The organism is Brenneria sp. g21c3 (assembly GCF_040240345.1).
Classification (GTDB): domain Bacteria; phylum Pseudomonadota; class Gammaproteobacteria; order Enterobacterales; family Enterobacteriaceae; genus Brenneria.
Map to the genome: position 1 here is coordinate 70,345 of NZ_JBEIAB010000007.1, position 17,086 is coordinate 87,430.

Sequence of the window (17,086 nt, forward strand, 5' to 3'; positions counted from 1 at the left end):
GATAGTTTAGGTCGCCGGTTTCTTGGTTTTATTCCGGCGTCCTGAAAATAGCGATTTTTAATAATTATGACTGTAAATCAGCGGTTTGTCTTTGAGTGAAGGATAGTTTTTATGCATGATTCTGTGCGCTTGCAGAGGATAATATCCGGCGCGACCGGCGACGGTGCGGCGCAATATCGCTCTCTGTCGCGATTATGTGGCGCTTCTGTGGCATAATGCGACCAACATCACATTCTGACTTGAGTAAGTTCTGTGCTAAGTACCAACAACATCACGATGCAGTTTGGCAGTAAGCCATTGTTTGAAAATATTTCCGTTAAATTCGGCGGCGGTAACCGCTACGGCTTGATCGGCGCGAACGGTTGCGGTAAATCCACGTTCATGAAAATTCTGGGCGGCGATTTGGCGCCGAGTTCCGGCAACGTGGCCCTCGATCCCAATGAGCGTTTGGGTAAATTGCGTCAGGATCAGTTCGCTTTCGAAAAATACAGCGTGCTGGATACCGTGATCATGGGCCATGCCGAGCTATGGGCGGTGAAAGAAGAGCGCGATCGTATTTACGCGCTGGCTGAAATGAGTGAAGCCGATGGCTATAAAGTCGCCGATCTGGAAGTGCAGTATGGCGAGATGGACGGTTACAGCGCCGAGGCGCGCGCCGGTGAGTTACTGTTGGGCGTCGGCATTCCTTTGGAGCAGCATTACGGTCTAATGAGTGAAGTCGCTCCCGGTTGGAAATTACGCGTCCTGCTGGCGCAGGCATTGTTCGCCGATCCGGATATCCTGTTGCTCGACGAACCGACCAACAACCTGGATATTGATACCATTCGCTGGCTGGAGCAGGTGTTGAACGACCGTAACAGCACCATGATTATTATTTCCCATGATCGCCACTTCCTGAACATGGTGTGTACCCATATGGCGGATCTCGACTACGGCGAACTGCGTATTTACCCCGGCAATTATGATGAATATATGACGGCGGCGACGCAGGCGCGCGAACGTCTGTTGGCGGATAACGCCAAAAAGAAAGCGCAGATCTCCGAATTACAGTCTTTCGTCAGCCGATTCAGCGCGAATGCATCCAAATCCAAACAGGCGACTTCACGCGCCCGCCAGATTGATAAAATTCAACTGGAAGAGGTAAAAGCCTCCAGCCGTCAGAACCCGTTTATCCGCTTCGAGCAGGATAAAAAGCTGTTTCGTAACGCACTGGAGGTGGAGGCTCTGGCGAAAGGGTTCGATAACGGTCCGCTGTTCAGCAAATTAAACCTGATGGTGGAAGTCGGCGAGAAGGTGGCGATTCTGGGAACCAACGGCGTCGGGAAATCGACGCTGTTGAAAACGCTGGTCGGCGATCTTCAGCCTGATAGCGGTACGGTTAAATGGTCGGAAAACGCGAAAATCGGCTATTACGCGCAGGATCACGAATATGAATTCGATGACTCGCTGACGGTGTTTGACTGGATGAGCCAGTGGAAGCAGGAGAAGGATGATGAGCAGGCGGTTCGTAGCGTACTCGGACGTTTGCTGTTCAGCCAGGATGATATCAAGAAGAAAGTGAAGGTGTTATCCGGTGGTGAGAAGGGGCGTATGCTGTTCGGCAAGCTGATGATGCAGCGTCCCAATATCCTGGTTATGGATGAGCCGACCAACCACCTGGATATGGAATCCATTGAGGCGCTGAACATGGCGCTGGAGATGTATGAAGGCACGCTGTTGTTCGTCTCGCATGACCGCGAGTTCGTCAGTTCCCTGGCGACCCGTATTATTGAAATGACGCCGAACAAAGCGACCGACTTCACCGGAAATTATGAGGATTACCTGCGCAGTCAGGGTATTCAATAACGACCTTAATTCGCGCCATACGGTTTTAATCAAGGCGGCACGGTTGATAACCATGCCGCCTTTTTATTAACATTCAGCATGACGCTTTATATTTTTCACATAGATAAAAAATTCTCACCAATATTTATTCCGTTAACATTTCCCTCAAGTCAAAATTTAAGAGGATGGTCATTTTCTCCTGTTTTTAAACTAAAATATCTAAAGTAATTAATTTTATATTTAGGTTTAAAAATGCGCTAATCCGGAGATCGCCAATCTGATAATAAAGGGATTTAAATAGTGTTTTTATAAAATAATGTTATTTATCAGTTTATTATGTTCTGGTTTTTGTGCGACTCACCCTGTGATTAATCGATTTAGCCAACGCAAAATAAATGTGCGGATAATTCAGCGAGTTATTGAGATTATTTCTCATCTAAACAAAGAATATGCGCCTTTAAATAGAGTCTATGCGTATAAAGTCACAGTTATAACAGAAATAATACGCCTATTGTCCCAGCGATTGATGAAGATCAAGTCTGTTAAATAAATTTCCTCATTACCATACCCACACACATTTCGTGTGTTACTCCGTTCGAGTTACAGGAGAATAATAAAAAATGAGTGGGGAAAATTTAATGCTTTCCCATCACGGCGTTAATCGTCGTGATTTTATGAAGTTATGTGCAGCACTGGCGGCATCAATGGGATTGGCGGACTCCGCCGTCGCGGAAATAGCGCAATCGATCGTCTCCACGCAACGTCCGCCGGTAATCTGGATAGGGGCGCAAGAGTGTACCGGGTGTACCGAGTCCCTGTTGCGGGCGACGCATCCAACCATTGAGAATCTGCTGTTAAACACCATCTCGCTGGAATATCACGAAGTACTGTCCGCCGCGTTTGGCGAACAGGCGGAAGAAAACAAGCATCGTGCTATCGAGCAATACAAAGGGAAATACGTTCTGGTTGTCGATGGGTCGATCCCCATCAAAGACGGCGGCATCTACTGTATGGTGGCAGGCAAACCGATAGTAGAGCATATCCGCGAGACGGCGGAGCATGCGGCGGCGATTATCGCCATCGGATCCTGTTCGGCCTGGGGCGGCGTGCCGGCGGCGGGCAGCAATCCGACCGGCGCAGTCAGCTTGCAGGAGATCTTGCCGGGTAAAACCGTCATTAATATCCCCGGTTGTCCGCCGAATCCGCACAACTTCCTGGCCACCGTCGCGCATATCATCACTTATCAACGTCCGCCGGCGCTGGATAGCCAGGGCCGTCCGACCTTCGCCTACGGTCGCCTGATCCACGAAAACTGCGAGCGGCGCCCGCACTTTGACGCCGGACGTTTCGCCAAAGAATTCGGCGATGAAGGCCATCGTCAGGGATGGTGTCTCTACCATCTGGGTTGTAAAGGGCCGGAAACCTACGGCAACTGCCCGACGCTGGAATTCTGCGACGTCGGCGGCGGCATCTGGCCGGTGGGCATCGGGCATCCTTGCTATGGCTGCAACGAGAAAGGCATCGGTTTTACCAAAGGCATTTTCCAACTGGCCAATGTGGAAAATCCCACGCCGCGGGTGGAAAAACCGGCGGTCCATAGTCCGGAGGGCGGCCATATCTCCGCCACCGCGACAGGGTTGATCGGCGGCGTGCTCGGCGTGGTCGGCGGCGTCAGCCTGATGGCGGTGCGCGAGTTGGGGCGTCAGCAAAAGCAGGCGGCTCAAAAGCAAAGTCAGCAGGATGCCGGAAACGGATCCCGGGAGGGTTAAGCCGTGAACAGACGCAATTTTTTCAAGCTGGCTTCCGCCGGCGCGCTGCTGGCAGGCACACCTCTGGCGGGTCATGCCGCGGCAACCAATAAGCCGCCGATTCCCGGCGCGTTGGGGATGCTTTACGACTCAACGCTGTGCGTGGGCTGTCAGGCCTGCGTCAGCGAGTGTCAGCAACTCAATAAGCTGAGCTATAAGCCGGACAGCACGATCTACGCCGGCGGGGACGCCACCTGGTCGAACAACGATAAGCTCAGCCCTTACACCAATAATATCATTCAGGTATGGAGCTCCGGCGACGGAAAAAATAAGGATCAGGTTGAGAATGGCTACGCCTATATCAAAAAACAGTGCATGCACTGCGTTGATCCGAACTGTGTTTCGGTTTGTCCGGTTTCGGCGCTGAAAAAAAATCCCACAACCGGCGTCGTGCATTACGACGCCGGCGTATGTACCGGCTGTCGTTACTGTATGGTCGCCTGTCCGTTCAACATTCCCAAATACGATTATGAGGATCCGTTCGGCAAGCTGCATAAGTGCGAACTCTGCAATCAGCCGGGGTTGGAACGATTAGACAAAGGCGGTCTGCCGGGCTGTGTGGATGTCTGTCCCACCGGCGCGGTTATTTTCGGCGCCCGTGAAGAATTGCTGGCGGAAGCGAAACGCCGTTTATCGTTGCAGGCAGGCGATGAGTATCACTATCCGCGTCAGACGCTGGCCAGGAAGGATACCTATCTGCATACCGTGCCGAAGTACGACCAGTATGTTTATGGCGAGAAAGAAGCGGGCGGCACTCAGGTGCTGGTGCTGGCGGGCGTGCCTTATCAGAATCTTGACTTGCCGGAACTGGCCGAACTGTCTACCGGCGCGCGTTCCGAGCATATTCAGCATACGCTGTACAAGGGCATGATATTGCCGCTGGCGGTGTTAGCGGGCCTGTCGGTGCTGGTGCATCGCAATACCCGCGCGGACCGGCTGGATCATGACGGTCGCCCGCAGGATGATAAGAAACAGGAGAACGATCATGACGGCGCATAAAGCGAGTCCATTAGGTGGGCGTCTGGTCAGTTGGCCGGTGGTGGCGTTGGCGCCGTTTGTCATTCTGTGCGCGCTGCTGATTGTCAAACGTCTGGTGTTCGGCATCGGTTCGGTCGCCGCGCTGAACGGGGGCTATCCCTGGGGGATCTGGATCGCCTTCGATCTGCTGGTGGGCACCGGGTTTGCCTGCGGCGGCTGGGCGCTGGCCTGGGCCGTCTATGTGTTTAACCGGGGGGAATACCATCCGCTGGTTCGTCCGGCGCTGTTGGCCAGCCTGTTCGGCTATTCGCTGGGCGGGCTGTCGATCACCATCGACGTCGGGCGTTACTGGAATATTCCGTACTTCTTTATTCCCGGCCATTTCAATACCTCATCCGTACTGTTTGAAACCGCGGTCTGTATGACGATTTACATCGGCGTGATGGCGCTGGAGTTCGCCCCGGTGATCTGCGAGCGACTGGGGTGGAAGATAGCGCTTAAGCGATTAAATAAGGTGATGTTTTTTATAATCGCGCTGGGCGCGCTGTTGCCCACCATGCACCAGTCATCGATGGGTTCGCTGATGATTTCCGCCGGCTATAAAGTCCATCCGCTGTGGCAGAGCTATGAGCTGTTGCCGCTGCTGTCGCTGTTGACCGCATTTATCATGGGCTTTTCGATCGTGATGTTCGAAGGCTCGCTGGTGCAGGCCGGGCTGAAGGGGCGCGGCGCGGATGAAAAATCCCTGTTCGCCCGTCTGACGCGCGTCCTCCAGGTATTGCTGCTGCTGTTCGTGGCGTTGCGTTTCGGCGAAATTCTCTGGCACGACAAGGCGCGCTATCTGTTCGCGGGCGACCGTTTCGCCGTGACTTTCTGGTGTGAAGCCGCGCTGATGATTTTCCCGTTGCTGCTGTTCCGCTTCAAACGTTGCCGCAATGACTCGCGTCTGCTGTTTCTGGGGGCATTGAGCATGTTGTTCGGGGCCGCCGTGTGGCGGCTGAGCTATTCCTTGCTGGCTTTCAATCCCGGCGGGGGTTACCACTACTTCCCGGCTGCATCGGAAGTGCTGATCTCCATAGGTTTTGTCGCGATTGAAGTTTGCGCATACATCTTGTTAATCCGGCTGCTGCCGGTACTTCCCGCGCTGGAAGGCGTTCATAAGAATTATCAGGCCGAGGTAAAGCATGAGCCAACGCATCACCATTGATCCTATTACCCGCATTGAGGGACACCTGCGCATTGATTGCGAAATTGAACAGGGGAAAGTCACAAAGGCCTGGTCGTCCGGCACCATGTGGCGCGGTATGGAGGAGATTGTCAAAGGTCAGGATCCGCGCGATGCCTGGATGATTGTGCAACGTATCTGCGGCGTATGCACCACGGTACACGCCATTGCCTCCGTTCGCGCGGTGGAGAACGCCTTGCAGTTGAACGTTCCGGTGAATGCGCAGTACATCCGTAACCTGATTCTGGCGGGACATAGCATCCATGACCATATCGTTCACTTCTATCAGCTCTCCGCGCTCGACTGGGTTGACGTTACTTCGGCTTTGGAGGCGGATCCGCAGAAAGCGGAGGCGTTGCTGAAAGGGTTGTCTGACTGGCCTCTGAACAATGCGGCGGAATTCACCAAAGTGCAGCAGAAGCTGAAAGATCTGGTCGCCAGCGGGCAACTGGGTATTTTCGCCAACGGTTACTGGGGACACCCGGCGATGGCGCTGCCGCCGGAAGTCAACCTGATTGCGGTCGCCCACTACCTGCAAGCGCTGGAATGTCAGCGCGACGCCAATCGGATAGTGGCGATCCTCGGCGGTAAAACGCCGCATATTCAGAATCTGGCCGTGGGCGGCGTCGCCAACCCGATCAATCTTGACGCGCCCAGCGTACTGAACCTTGAACGTCTGATGTATGTGAAATCCTTTATCGACCGGTTGAGCGATTTTATCGAGCAGGTCTACAAAGTGGACTGTGCGGTGATCGCCGCCCATTACCCTGAATGGCTGACGCTGGGCAGAGGCGCCGATCACTATCTCAGCGTGCCTGAGCTGCCGACGGACAACAAAAACGGCGGTTTCCTGCTGGCCGGCGGCTATCTGGAAAACGGCGATTTCGCCAAATTCCGGCCCATCACCAGCCATAACGATAAGTTCCTGATTGAAGGCATCAAGGAAAGCGGCAAGCATGCCTGGTATCAGGATGATGAGCCGCTGGCGCCGTGGGAAGGGTTGACGCGTCCCAACTATACCGGCTGGCAGGATGACGGCAAATACTCCTGGGTTAAAGCGCCGACCTTCTACGGCAAGACCGTTGAAGTCGGGCCGCTGGCGTGGCTGCTGTGCGGTCTGGCCGCCGGACATGAAGACACGAAGAAACACTTTGCCCAGGTCGCCGCGGCATACCAGACGCTGACCGGCAAGACGCTGGAAACCGAACACCTGCACTCCACCTTGGGCCGGGTTATCGGCCGGACGGTGCATTGCTGCGTGCTGAAAGATACGCTGGCGCAGCAATGGCAGGCTCTGGTGACCAATATCGGCAAAGGCGACCATCAGACCTTCATCAAGCCCGACCTGTCGCCGGATACCGAATTTCGCGGCGTCGGCTTCGGCGAAATGCCGCGCGGCATGCTGTCGCACTGGATCGTGTTTAAAAACGGCAAAATCACCAACTATCAGGCGGTTGTTCCGTCGACCTGGACCTCCGGCCCGCGCAACTTCGACGGCGTTCCCGGCCCTTACGAGCAGTCGCTGGTCGGCACGCCGGTCGCCGATCCGCATAAGCCGCTGGAGGTGGTGCGCACCATCCACTCCTTTGACCCGTGCATGTCCTGCGCGGTGCATATTGTGGATACGGTAAGCGGCAACGAAGTCACCCGGGTCAAGGTGTTGTGATGAATATACTGGTGCTGGGGATCGGCAACCTGCTGTTGAGCGATGAAGCGGTCGGCGTACGTATTATCGAAGCGTTAGAGCAGCGCTACAGATTTTCGCCGGCAATCGACATCCTTGACGGCGGTACGTCAGGCATGGAGCTGATGGAAGCGATGGCCGGGCGCGATCATCTGATCGTGGCCGATGCCGTGCTGACCGGACAGGCGCCGGGCGAGGTGGCGGTGCTGCGCGACGGCGAAGTACCCGCACTCTTTACCCGCAAGATTTCTCCGCACCAGTTAGGTTTGTCCGACGTGCTGATGGCGTTGCAACTGACGGGCGAGTTTCCCCGCCGGTTGACGCTGATCGGCGTGGTTCCCGAATCGCTGGATGTGCATATTGGTCTGACCGAGACGATACAGCGGGCGATAGCGCCGGCTTTACAGCAAATCATTGCGGCGCTGCGGCAAAGCGGGATCACGGTCAGCGAACGCGAACAATGCGAGGTCTGTGGTGAATAAGCAATCCGAAGCCGGCGATTTAAACCTAATGCCGGGCTATCGCAAAGAATCTTCAATGATTATCCGGCATGATGATGAGCATCCGGCGGCCTGGCTGGAGGCGATGTTCGCGCAAATCGGACGGGAAAAGATGCAGATGCTGCCCTTTTACCGTCAAGGCATTCCCGTGAAAGCCTGTGGATTTACGCTGTTTGAACAACAGTGGATTGGCTGCCTGCTGACGCCGTGGATGATGAGTCTGCTGGTGTTGCCGGGGCCGCGGCAGGACTGGCCAGTCAGAACGCTGGGCGACCGTCTGGCGCTGTCGCTGCCTTGCGGCGACGCGACGTTCATTGTGGGTGAAATGGCGGGGAAACAGTATCTGTCTTGCTCATTAATGTCGCCGATAGATAGCCGGATGAGCGGCGAACAGGCGATTTCACTGGCGGAGCAGAGTGCGAAAATGGCGCTTTCGTTTCCGGTGATTGATGCCGATGCGCCGCAAAACGTCAGCCGGCGCGCGCTGTTTAGCCGAAACCGGGGGGAGCGTCATGCATGAAATTTCCATGTGCTATAACGCACTGGAGCTGATTGAACAACAGGCCCGTCAACATAAAGCCCGGCGGGTGACGGAGGTCTGGCTGGAGATCGGCGCGCTTTCCTGTATCGAAGAAAGCGCGCTGCGTTTTTGTTTCGAGTCCGTCTGCCGACAAACGCTGGCGGAAGGGTGCCGACTGCACGTCGCGGTTCGACCGGCCAAAGCCTGGTGCTGGGAATGCAGCGCGCTGGTGGCGGTGGTCGAGCACGGCGCCGGATGTCCGCAGTGCGGCAGCTACAACCTGCGGGTTGATGACGGCGACAGCATGCAGATTAAACAGTTAGCGATTGAGTAACCGATAGTCCAGCCCGTCTGGGCTAAAGAGAAATAGCGGGAGGAGATCCCTATGTGTACCACATGCGGTTGCGGTGAAGGGGAAAGCAGAATCGAGGGTGAAGAACATCTTCATCAGCATGACCATCATCACGAACACGAACACGGGCATAAGCACGACCATCATCATGACCATGAGCACGATCATCACGACCATGGTCATCACCACGGCGGCAAAATAAAAGGCCGCTGCGTGATTATCCACCACCATCATTATCATGGCGATGTCCATAATCATTATTACGCGCTGCCGCCCAAGATCCGGCAGGGAGCGAAACCGGCGAAACAACATGCCGCCGACGAGCGCGAAGCGGCGTTTCAGCCGGAGGTTAATGAACAGGATCTGCATTACGGTCACGGCGAGGCGGGAACCCATGCGCCGGGCGTCGGCCAGCAACGTCTGCTCCAGATTGAAATGGACGTACTGAGCAAGAATAATCATCTGGCGGAACATAACCGGGAACACTTCAACGCGCAGAATATTCTGGCGCTGAATCTGGTTTCCAGCCCCGGTTCGGGTAAAACCACGCTATTGACCGCTACGCTGAATCACATCAGTCAGAAGGTACCCTGCGCGGTGATTGAGGGCGATCAGCAAACCACTAATGACGCCGAGCGCATTCGGGCGACGGGCGTTGCGGCCATTCAGGTGAATACCGGCAAAGGATGCCATCTGGATGCGCAGATGGTGCATGATGCCGCGCATCGTCTGCAACTGCCGGACAACAGTCTGTTGTTCATTGAGAACGTCGGCAATCTGGTGTGTCCGGCCGGTTTTGATCTCGGCGAGCGCGCCAAAGTCGCCGTGCTTTCGGTCACGGAGGGCGAGGATAAGCCGCTGAAGTATCCGCATATGTTTGCCGCGGCATCGCTGATGGTCATTAACAAAATCGATTTGCTGCCTTATCTGGATTTCAATCTGGAAGCCTGCGTGGCGAATGCCCGGCGCGTCAATCCCGATATTCAGGTTATCGCGCTATCCGCCAGCCACGGCGATGGCATGGAGGAGTGGATCGGTTGGCTGGAGGCGCAGCTATGTGCCTAGGCATTCCCGGCAAGGTGGTGGCCGTCGGCGCTGACATTCATCAACCCGCGTATGTCGACGTCTGCGGCGTACAACGTTCGGTGAGCATTGCGCTGGTTTGCGAAGGCGATCCCGCCGATCTGATCGGGCAGTGGGTGTTGGTGCATGTCGGTTTCGCCATGAGCCTGCTGGATGAACAGGAAGCGCGGGATACGCTGACGGCGTTGCAGTCGATGCGCGCCGTGGGGCTGGAGCTGGATGAAATGCGACAGACCGGAGCCGACCATGCAGTACGTTGATGAATTCCGCGATCCTGAACTGGCGAAAGCGTTGCTGCAACGCATTCAGTCGCTGGTGGCCGACATGCCGCAATGGCGCGAGCGGCCGCTACAGCTGATGGAAGTCTGCGGCGGACATACGCACGCCATTTTCAAATTCGGCCTGGATCGTCTGCTGCCGCCGGAAATTGAATTTATCCACGGCCCGGGGTGTCCGGTTTGCGTATTGCCGATGGGGCGTATTGACGCTTGTCTGGAGATTGCGGCGCATCCCGAGGTGATCTTTTGCACCTTCGGCGACGCCATGCGCGTGCCGGGCCGCAACGGTTCGTTGCAGGACGCCCGCCGACATGGCGCGGACGTGCGCATTGTTTATTCGCCGCTGGATGCGCTGACGCTGGCGGAGAAAAATCCCGATCGTCAGGTGGTGTTTTTCGGTTTGGGATTCGAAACCACCATGCCGAGCACCGCGCTGACGCTGCAACAGGCGAAACGTCGCAACATCGCCAACTTTACGCTGTTTTGCCAGCACATCACCATTGTTCCCACCCTGAAGAGCCTGCTGCAACAGCCTGACCTTCGTATCGACGGTTTTCTGGCGCCGGGACATGTCAGCATGGTGATCGGCGCGCATCCGTATCAACCGCTGTGCGATCGGTTCCATAAACCCTTTGTGGTCACCGGCTTCGAACCGCTGGATATTTTGCAGGCGCTGTTGATGCTGGTCAGTCAGATTCACGACGCGCGTTGCGTGGTGGAAAATCAGTACCGGCGCATCGTGCCGGACTGCGGCAACCTGCTGGCGCAGAAGGTGATGGACGAGGTATTTGAAACCAAATCCAGCAGCGAATGGCGAGGGCTGGGCGAGATAGCCGACTCCGGTATGCAATTGCGCGCGGCTTATGCCGACTTTGATGCGGAGCGCCGTTTTCATCCGCGCCATCAGCATACGTCCGATGAGCCGGGATCGCGCTGCGGCGACGTATTGACCGGACGCTGCAAGCCGGCGGATTGCCCGCTGTTTGCCCGGCGTTGTACGCCGCAAAACGCCATCGGCGCGCTGATGGTCTCTTCCGAAGGCGCCTGTGCGGCTTATTATCAGTATCGGCGGGAGTGTGCCTGAATGAGTCATTCAACACAGCCAATTGATCTTGCTTTAAAAGAGATACGGCTAAAAGAAATTACGCTGGCGCACGGCAGCGGCGGCCGGGCGATGCAACAACTGATTGAACAACTGTTTTTACAGGCGTTCGACAATCCGTTGTTGGGACAGCGGGAAGACCAGGCCAGATTACCCCTTGCCGAGTTGATGCAACAGGGCGATCGTCTGGCGTTCACCACCGACAGCTACGTTATCGATCCGATTTTTTTCCCCGGCGGGGATATCGGTAAGCTGGCGGTATGCGGTACGGCGAATGATATCGCGGTCAGCGGCGCCACGCCGAAATATCTCTCCTGCGGTTTCATTATTGAAGAGGGATTTGCCGGCGCCGACCTGCTGCGTATTGTGGCGTCCATGGCGCAAACCGCCCGCGACGCCGGGATACAAATCGTCACCGGCGACACTAAAGTGGTGCCGCGCGGCGCGGCCGATAAGATCTTTATCAATACCGCCGGCATCGGCGCGATCCCGGCGGATATTCACTGGGGAACGGGGGAGATCCGCCCCGGCGATAAAATTATCGTCAGCGGCACGCTGGGCGACCATGGCGCCGCCATTCTCAACCTGCGCGAGCAGTTGGGGCTGGAGGCGGAGCTTGCCAGCGATTGCGCGGTATTGACGCCGTTAATCGCGCCGTTGCGCGGCATCGACGGCGTGCGCGCCTTGCGCGACGCGACGCGCGGCGGGGTGACGGCGATCCTGCACGAGTACGCGCAGGCCAGCGGTTGCGGGATGGAAATCAACGAAAGCGCGTTGCCGCTGAAGCAGGCGGTGCGCGGCATTTGTGAAATTCTGGGGCTGGAAGCGCTCAATTTCGCCAACGAGGGCAAGTTGGTGCTGGTGGTGTCAGGCGAGGCGGAAAGCGCCGTACTGGCCGCGCTACGCGCGCATCCGCTAGGCCGCGACGCGGCAACCATCGGCGTGGTGACGGAAAAACCGCAGGTTCGCCTGTGCGGCGTGTTCGGCGCCTCGCGGCTGCTGGATCTGCCGCATAACGAGCCGATGCCGAGGATTTGCTGACGACATTTCCCTGCCCCGACATCCCCGCGCAGGCGGGGATCTGTCTCTGAAACCGTAGACAGCCATCGGTTGATTTCCGCCTACGCGGGAATGACGTGAGTGGCCGTGAAGAACCCCGGTATGTGCTGGGTACGGCATAAAAATACCTTTCTCTTCGCGCACGAAATAGCACTGAACTTACAGAGAAACCAGTCTAAACAGGCAAGGATATCTTCCACGTGAGCGTGAACCATAACGGTATTCAGATCCGCATAAAAGGCAAAGTGCAGGGGGTAGGATTTCGGCCCTATGTCTGGCAATTGGCGCATAAGCTGGAACTGCGCGGCAACGTCAGCAATGACGGCGCCGGGGTGCTGATTCATCTCTATCAGTCGGCAAATATTGAACGCTTTATGACGGAATTGCCGGCAATGTGTCCGCCGCTGGCGCATATCGACAGCATGACCTGCGAGCCGTGGCAGTGCTCGTCCGCGCCGTCTTCCTTCGTTATCGAGCACAGCGGAGAAGGACAGATGGATACGCAGGTGGTGCCGGATGCCGCAACCTGTGAACAATGTCTGCGCGAACTGAACGATCCGGCCAATCGCCGTTATCACTATCCGTTTATCAACTGCACGCACTGCGGCCCCCGTTTCACCATTATCCGCCAGATGCCCTATGACCGGCCGTTTACCTCAATGGCGGATTTCCCGCTTTGCCCGCAGTGTCTGGCGGAATATCAACATCCGGCGGATCGGCGTTTTCACGCTCAGCCCAATGCGTGTCCGCAGTGCGGGCCGCAGGTCTGGCTGGAAAATGAAGCGGCGCAGCGGCAGGCGGAAGGGGATGAGGCGATTTATCAGGCCGCCAGCGCATTATTGGCCGGCGATATCGTGGCGATTAAAGGGGTCGGCGGTTTTCATCTGGCCTGTGATGCCACCAATACTCCGGCCGTTCTGCGCTTGCGCCAACGCAAACATCGCCCCGGTAAGCCGTTGGCGGTGATGCTTCCAGCGATAGACTGGCTGACGACATGCACAACGGCTGACGATATTCCCGCTGCGCAACGGTTGTTGAAAAGCGCGGCGGCGCCGATTGTTCTGCTGCCGCTGCGGCAGGATGGCCCGCTGTCCGCGCTGGTGGCGCCGGGTTTATCTGAAGTTGGGGTGATGTTGCCCGCCAATCCGCTGCAACATCTGTTGCTGGCAAGCGTGGCGCGCCCGCTGGTGATGACCTCGGGCAATGCCGCCGGCAAACCGCCGGCGTTGACCAATGCACAGGCGACGGCGCAGCTTGGCGGCATTGCCGACCTGTGGTTACTGCACAATCGGCAGATAGTGCAACGCGCCGATGACTCGCTGGTCAGACTGCATAAAAACCGGGCGGAGATGCTGCGTCGCGCGCGCGGTTACGTGCCGGACGCATTGCTCCTGCCGCCGGGATTCGCCGAACAGCCCGCGTTACTGGCGATGGGCGCGGATTTAAAGAATACTTTTTGCCTGCTGCGCGATGAGCAAGCCATCGTCAGCCAGCACCTGGGCGATCTGGCCGACAGCGATATTGAACGGCAGTACCGCCAGGCCATTGCGCTATTCGAGGATATTTACCGTTTTACTCCTAAAGCGGTGGCGATCGATGCGCATCCCGGTTATCTCAGCCATCGTCTGGGAAAGGAACTGGCCGAACAGCGGCAGATCCCCTCTATCGAGGTATTGCACCATCACGCCCATATCGTTGCTTGTCTGGCGGAACACCGGCGGCCGCGCGACGCCGGGCCGGTTATCGGGCTGGCGCTGGATGGCATCGGATTCGGCGCGGACGGCCAGTGGTGGGGCGGCGAATGCCTGCTGACGGATTATCGCCAATGTCGGCGTCTGGGCGGATTACCCGCCGTCGCCTTGCCCGGCGGCGATCTGGCGGCGCGCCAGCCGTGGCGCAACCTGCTGGCGCAGTGGCTGCGTTTTGTCCCGGACTGGGCGTACTTACCGCAAGCCGCGGCCATCCCGACCGATGCGCGCGCGTTGCTCAGCAAGGCGATTGCACGGGGAATTAATTCGCCGACGGCGTCTTCCGCCGGCCGCTTGTTCGACGCGGTCGCCGCCGCGACCGGGTTCTCCGCGCCGGCGCAAAGCTGGGAGGGCGAGGCCGCCTGCTGGCTGGAATCCCTGGCCTGGCGGAGTCGGCTGTTTATGCGTCAACCGCCGGTCACGCTGCCTTTGCTGGCCGACGGTACGCTGGATCTGGCCACCTTCTGGCGGCAGTGGCTGGCCTATCGCGCCGAGCCTGCCGACAAAGCCTATGCGTTTCATCATGCGCTGGCGCAGGGATTCGCCGAGCTGGCGCGGCAAGCGGCGCGACAATACGGCATTACCACCATCGTGTTGTCCGGCGGGGTGATGCACAACCGCTTGCTTGTCGAATTGCTGCGCCGGCAACTGGCGGAATTCACTCTACTGCAACCGGAAAGACTGCCCGCCGGCGACGGCGGACTGGCGTTGGGGCAGGCGCTGATCGCCGCGGCGCAATTATCCGCGTTGCGCTCATCGCCCATTCCCTGAGCGTACCGCTTATTCTCAGATAGCGGCGATTATTGCCCGTAATAGGCGTCTTTGCCGTGTTTACGCAGATAGTGCTTATCCAGTAATTTCTGCTGCATCGGGCCAATCTGCGGCCGAAGCTGATGGGTGAACAGATTCATGTAGGCAATCTCCTCCAGTACCACGGCATTATGCACCGCATTCAGCGCGTCTTCTCCCCAGGCGAAGGGGCCGTGACCGTTGACCAGCACGGCGGGAATATCTTTGGCGCTGAGTGAATGCGCTTTAAAGGTTTCGACAATCACCTTGCCCGTTTCATATTCGTAATCTCCGGCAATTTCTTCTTCTTTCATCTGTCGTGTACAGGGAATGGCGCCGTAGAAATAATCCGCGTGGGTAGTCCCCAGAGCCGTTATGGCGGCGCCGGCTTGCGCCCAGATGGTTGCATGACGTGAATGGGTATGCACGATACCGCCGATTTCAGGGAAAGCGAGGTACAAGACCCGATGCGTATCCGTGTCTGAAGAGGGTTTTTTCTCGCCTTCCACCACCTTTCCGCTTTCCAGTTCAACGACCACCATATCGTCTGCTTTCATGGTGTGATATTCCACGCCGGAAGGTTTAATGACCATCAGTCCGTTTTGACGATCTACCCCGCTGACGTTTCCCCAGGTAAATGTCACTAACCGATATTCCGGTAGTAATAAATTCGCTTCAAAAACCTGTTGTTTTAATCGCTGTAGCATTATTACTCACCTCGTAAGAATGATTGGAATACGGATATGAAATAGAAATATTAATCAAGATGCATTTATTCCTATTTGTATTTCTGTTCAAGGGTTCATTCTTCCCATGACAGAGTGATTTGAAATTATCTGATAATTAAATTACTGCGTTTATTATCAGGATTAAAGCGTGAGAGGCGTCGGCGAAGATTAAATGGTCATACTATGTCTTATTCGGGCATAAACGGGCATCGAATTGATGCCCGTTTATGTTTTATCATTTCTGTTGATGCCTATTTGCTGATGCTTTTTTGCTATTTTTTGTGATGACCATCATGAAAATATGTAATTAGATGTATTCATTTCATGTTTTAGTTTGAATGGTCTAGCGTAATTTCAGCAATGGCGGCGGTATGCGCCGTTTATTGAATTAGCTCACTTTAACCGTAGCTAAAAAAAACCAAGATAACAGCAGGCCAATCCATATTCTGGTGGAGAACGATGATGTTACAGGCGGAACGCTATAAAATGATTTGTACGCATGTCCAACAGTCGGGATCCGCGTTAGTGGCGGAATTATCCGTGATGTGTCGGGTTTCGCCGGAAACGATTCGCCGCGACCTGAGAATATTGGAAAAAAATAAAAAGTTAATCCGTAGCTTTGGCGGCGCAGTGGCATTGGATACGCATGAAACGCCGGTAATCGATATTAAAGGCGGCGCTTATAGTCTTAACAATGTTGACAGGGCCGAGTCTTTTCGCAAAAGAACGGAAAAAAATCCTGATATTAAAATGAGGATTGCCAAGTCCGCACTGCAATTCGTCCATCCTGGCGACTGCATTCTGTTGGATAACAGCAGCTCATGCTGGTTTCTTGCCAGGCAAATCCCGGATATTGAAATTACCGTAGTGACAAACTCGATTAATATTATTCAGGCATTGGCCAGTCGCGATAAAGTTCGCATTATTGGCGTCGGCGGTGAATATTCCGAACGTCATGGCGACTTTCACGGGCCGGTAGCTGAAAGCATGCTAAGGAGTTTTCAGATTAATACTTTTTTCTTTTCATGCCAGGGACTGAATCAGGAGAATGGCGTCAGGGACGGCAATGAAGTCAATGCCAGACTAAAACAGGTGATGTTACAGGTATCCAACCAAAAAATATTGCTCGTGGATTCCAGTAAATTCGAACAGTATGCGTTTTGTAAAATATGCATGCTGGATGAGGTCGATGTTTTGATTACTAACAAAGTTGAATTGAAAAATCATTACGGCGATAACCATACTTTTAAGATTATTGAGACGGAAAAATAAAGTTGTTTTCTGTTTTTTATGATGTGGCGGTAAGAGATGACAAATTATTTATGATCGTTTAACTGATGTAAGCAACAGAGCCAATACCAGCGGGAATTTTATAAAAAAGACAGCTTTTAATAAAAAGCGTCAAGTA

15 protein-coding genes are annotated in these 17,086 nt (G+C 55.5%); 14 read left to right on the forward strand and 1 reads right to left on the reverse strand.

Annotated elements, in window-relative coordinates:
* Positions 1 to 252: 252 nt before the first annotated feature.
* The 13 genes from ABRZ28_RS12760 to hypF all read left to right on the forward strand — a co-directional run bounded on the left by ABRZ28_RS12760 (position 253) and on the right by hypF (position 14,932).
* Positions 253 to 1,845: an ABC-F family ATPase gene (locus ABRZ28_RS12760; RefSeq protein ID WP_319604891.1), complete on the forward strand. Its 1,593-nt coding sequence runs from the start codon at positions 253 to 255 to the stop codon at positions 1,843 to 1,845.
* Positions 1,846 to 2,444: 599 nt separating this feature from the next.
* A complete protein-coding gene (gene hybO / locus ABRZ28_RS12765) occupies positions 2,445 to 3,593 on the forward strand; it encodes a hydrogenase 2 small subunit (protein ID WP_319604890.1) in 1,149 nt (382 codons plus the stop codon).
* 3 nt (positions 3,594 to 3,596) lie between these two features.
* On the forward strand, positions 3,597 to 4,631 hold the full coding sequence (hybA, locus tag ABRZ28_RS12770) for a hydrogenase 2 operon protein HybA (RefSeq protein ID WP_319604889.1): 1,035 nt from the start codon (positions 3,597 to 3,599) through the stop codon (positions 4,629 to 4,631).
* The gene (hybB, locus tag ABRZ28_RS12775; protein ID WP_330520427.1) at positions 4,618 to 5,817 is read left to right on the forward strand and encodes a Ni/Fe-hydrogenase cytochrome b subunit; all 1,200 of its coding nucleotides are present in this window, start codon (positions 4,618 to 4,620) and stop codon (positions 5,815 to 5,817) included. Before hybA ends, hybB begins: the two co-directional genes overlap by 14 nt.
* Entirely contained in the window at positions 5,795 to 7,501 is a 1,707-nt protein-coding gene (gene hybC, locus ABRZ28_RS12780) for a hydrogenase 2 large subunit (protein ID WP_330520428.1), read from the forward strand. The genes hybB and hybC overlap by 23 nt, the downstream gene beginning before the upstream one ends.
* Positions 7,501 to 8,001: a HyaD/HybD family hydrogenase maturation endopeptidase gene (locus ABRZ28_RS12785; protein ID WP_330520429.1), complete on the forward strand. Its 501-nt coding sequence runs from the start codon at positions 7,501 to 7,503 to the stop codon at positions 7,999 to 8,001. The genes hybC and ABRZ28_RS12785 overlap by 1 nt, the downstream gene beginning before the upstream one ends.
* 28 nt (positions 8,002 to 8,029) lie before the next feature.
* Entirely contained in the window at positions 8,030 to 8,539 is a 510-nt protein-coding gene (gene hybE / locus ABRZ28_RS12790) for a hydrogenase-2 assembly chaperone (RefSeq protein ID WP_319604967.1), read from the forward strand.
* Entirely contained in the window at positions 8,532 to 8,873 is a 342-nt protein-coding gene (hypA, locus tag ABRZ28_RS12795; protein WP_319604885.1) for a hydrogenase maturation nickel metallochaperone HypA, read from the forward strand. Before hybE ends, hypA begins: the two co-directional genes overlap by 8 nt.
* 51 nt (positions 8,874 to 8,924) lie before the next feature.
* Positions 8,925 to 9,956 carry a hydrogenase nickel incorporation protein HypB gene (gene hypB / locus ABRZ28_RS12800; protein WP_319604884.1) on the forward strand — a complete coding sequence of 344 codons (1,032 nt, stop codon included), beginning with the start codon at positions 8,925 to 8,927 and terminating at the stop codon, positions 9,954 to 9,956.
* Entirely contained in the window at positions 9,947 to 10,234 is a 288-nt protein-coding gene (gene hybG / locus ABRZ28_RS12805) for a hydrogenase maturation factor HybG (protein ID WP_319604883.1), read from the forward strand. The genes hypB and hybG overlap by 10 nt, the downstream gene beginning before the upstream one ends.
* Complete coding sequence (hypD, locus tag ABRZ28_RS12810) at positions 10,221 to 11,336, forward strand: hydrogenase formation protein HypD (protein ID WP_330520430.1); 1,116 nt, start codon at positions 10,221 to 10,223, stop codon at positions 11,334 to 11,336. The genes hybG and hypD overlap by 14 nt, the downstream gene beginning before the upstream one ends.
* 42 nt (positions 11,337 to 11,378) lie before the next feature.
* Positions 11,379 to 12,395 (forward strand): hydrogenase expression/formation protein HypE, encoded by a 1,017-nt coding sequence (hypE, locus tag ABRZ28_RS12815; RefSeq protein ID WP_330520509.1) that lies wholly within the window; start codon positions 11,379 to 11,381, stop codon positions 12,393 to 12,395.
* A gap of 224 nt (positions 12,396 to 12,619) precedes the next feature.
* The gene (gene hypF, locus ABRZ28_RS12820) at positions 12,620 to 14,932 is read left to right on the forward strand and encodes a carbamoyltransferase HypF (RefSeq protein ID WP_330520510.1); all 2,313 of its coding nucleotides are present in this window, start codon (positions 12,620 to 12,622) and stop codon (positions 14,930 to 14,932) included.
* A 29-nt stretch (positions 14,933 to 14,961) separates the two neighbouring features.
* Here the strand turns inward: hypF and araD are convergent, their stop codons facing one another.
* Positions 14,962 to 15,657: an L-ribulose-5-phosphate 4-epimerase gene (gene araD, locus ABRZ28_RS12825; protein ID WP_330520431.1), complete on the reverse strand. Its 696-nt coding sequence runs from the start codon at positions 15,655 to 15,657 to the stop codon at positions 14,962 to 14,964.
* Positions 15,658 to 16,140: 483 nt separating this feature from the next.
* Here araD and ABRZ28_RS12830 point away from each other — a divergent pair, with 483 nt between their 5' ends.
* Positions 16,141 to 16,950, forward strand: a complete 810-nt coding sequence (locus tag ABRZ28_RS12830) for a DeoR/GlpR family DNA-binding transcription regulator (RefSeq protein WP_330520511.1) — start codon at positions 16,141 to 16,143, stop codon at positions 16,948 to 16,950.
* The last annotated feature ends 136 nt before the right edge of the window (positions 16,951 to 17,086 follow it).

Bases quoted from the DNA above. Each gene is read 5' to 3' on its own strand.
- hypB (WP_319604884.1), top strand. From the start codon at position 8,925: ATGTGTACCACATGCGGTTGCGGTGAAGGGGAAAGCAGAATCGAGGGT.
- hybO (WP_319604890.1), top strand. From the start codon at position 2,445: ATGAGTGGGGAAAATTTAATGCTTTCCCATCACGGCGTTAATCGTCGT.
- hybE (WP_319604967.1), top strand. From the start codon at position 8,030: ATGCCGGGCTATCGCAAAGAATCTTCAATGATTATCCGGCATGATGAT.
- hypD (WP_330520430.1), top strand. From the start codon at position 10,221: ATGCAGTACGTTGATGAATTCCGCGATCCTGAACTGGCGAAAGCGTTG.
- hypA (WP_319604885.1), top strand. From the start codon at position 8,532: ATGCATGAAATTTCCATGTGCTATAACGCACTGGAGCTGATTGAACAA.
- hybG (WP_319604883.1), top strand. From the start codon at position 9,947: ATGTGCCTAGGCATTCCCGGCAAGGTGGTGGCCGTCGGCGCTGACATT.
- ABRZ28_RS12785 (WP_330520429.1), top strand. From the start codon at position 7,501: ATGAATATACTGGTGCTGGGGATCGGCAACCTGCTGTTGAGCGATGAA.
- araD (WP_330520431.1), bottom strand. From the start codon at position 15,657: ATGCTACAGCGATTAAAACAACAGGTTTTTGAAGCGAATTTATTACTA.
- hybC (WP_330520428.1), top strand. From the start codon at position 5,795: ATGAGCCAACGCATCACCATTGATCCTATTACCCGCATTGAGGGACAC.
- ABRZ28_RS12830 (WP_330520511.1), top strand. From the start codon at position 16,141: ATGTTACAGGCGGAACGCTATAAAATGATTTGTACGCATGTCCAACAG.
- hybB (WP_330520427.1), top strand. From the start codon at position 4,618: ATGACGGCGCATAAAGCGAGTCCATTAGGTGGGCGTCTGGTCAGTTGG.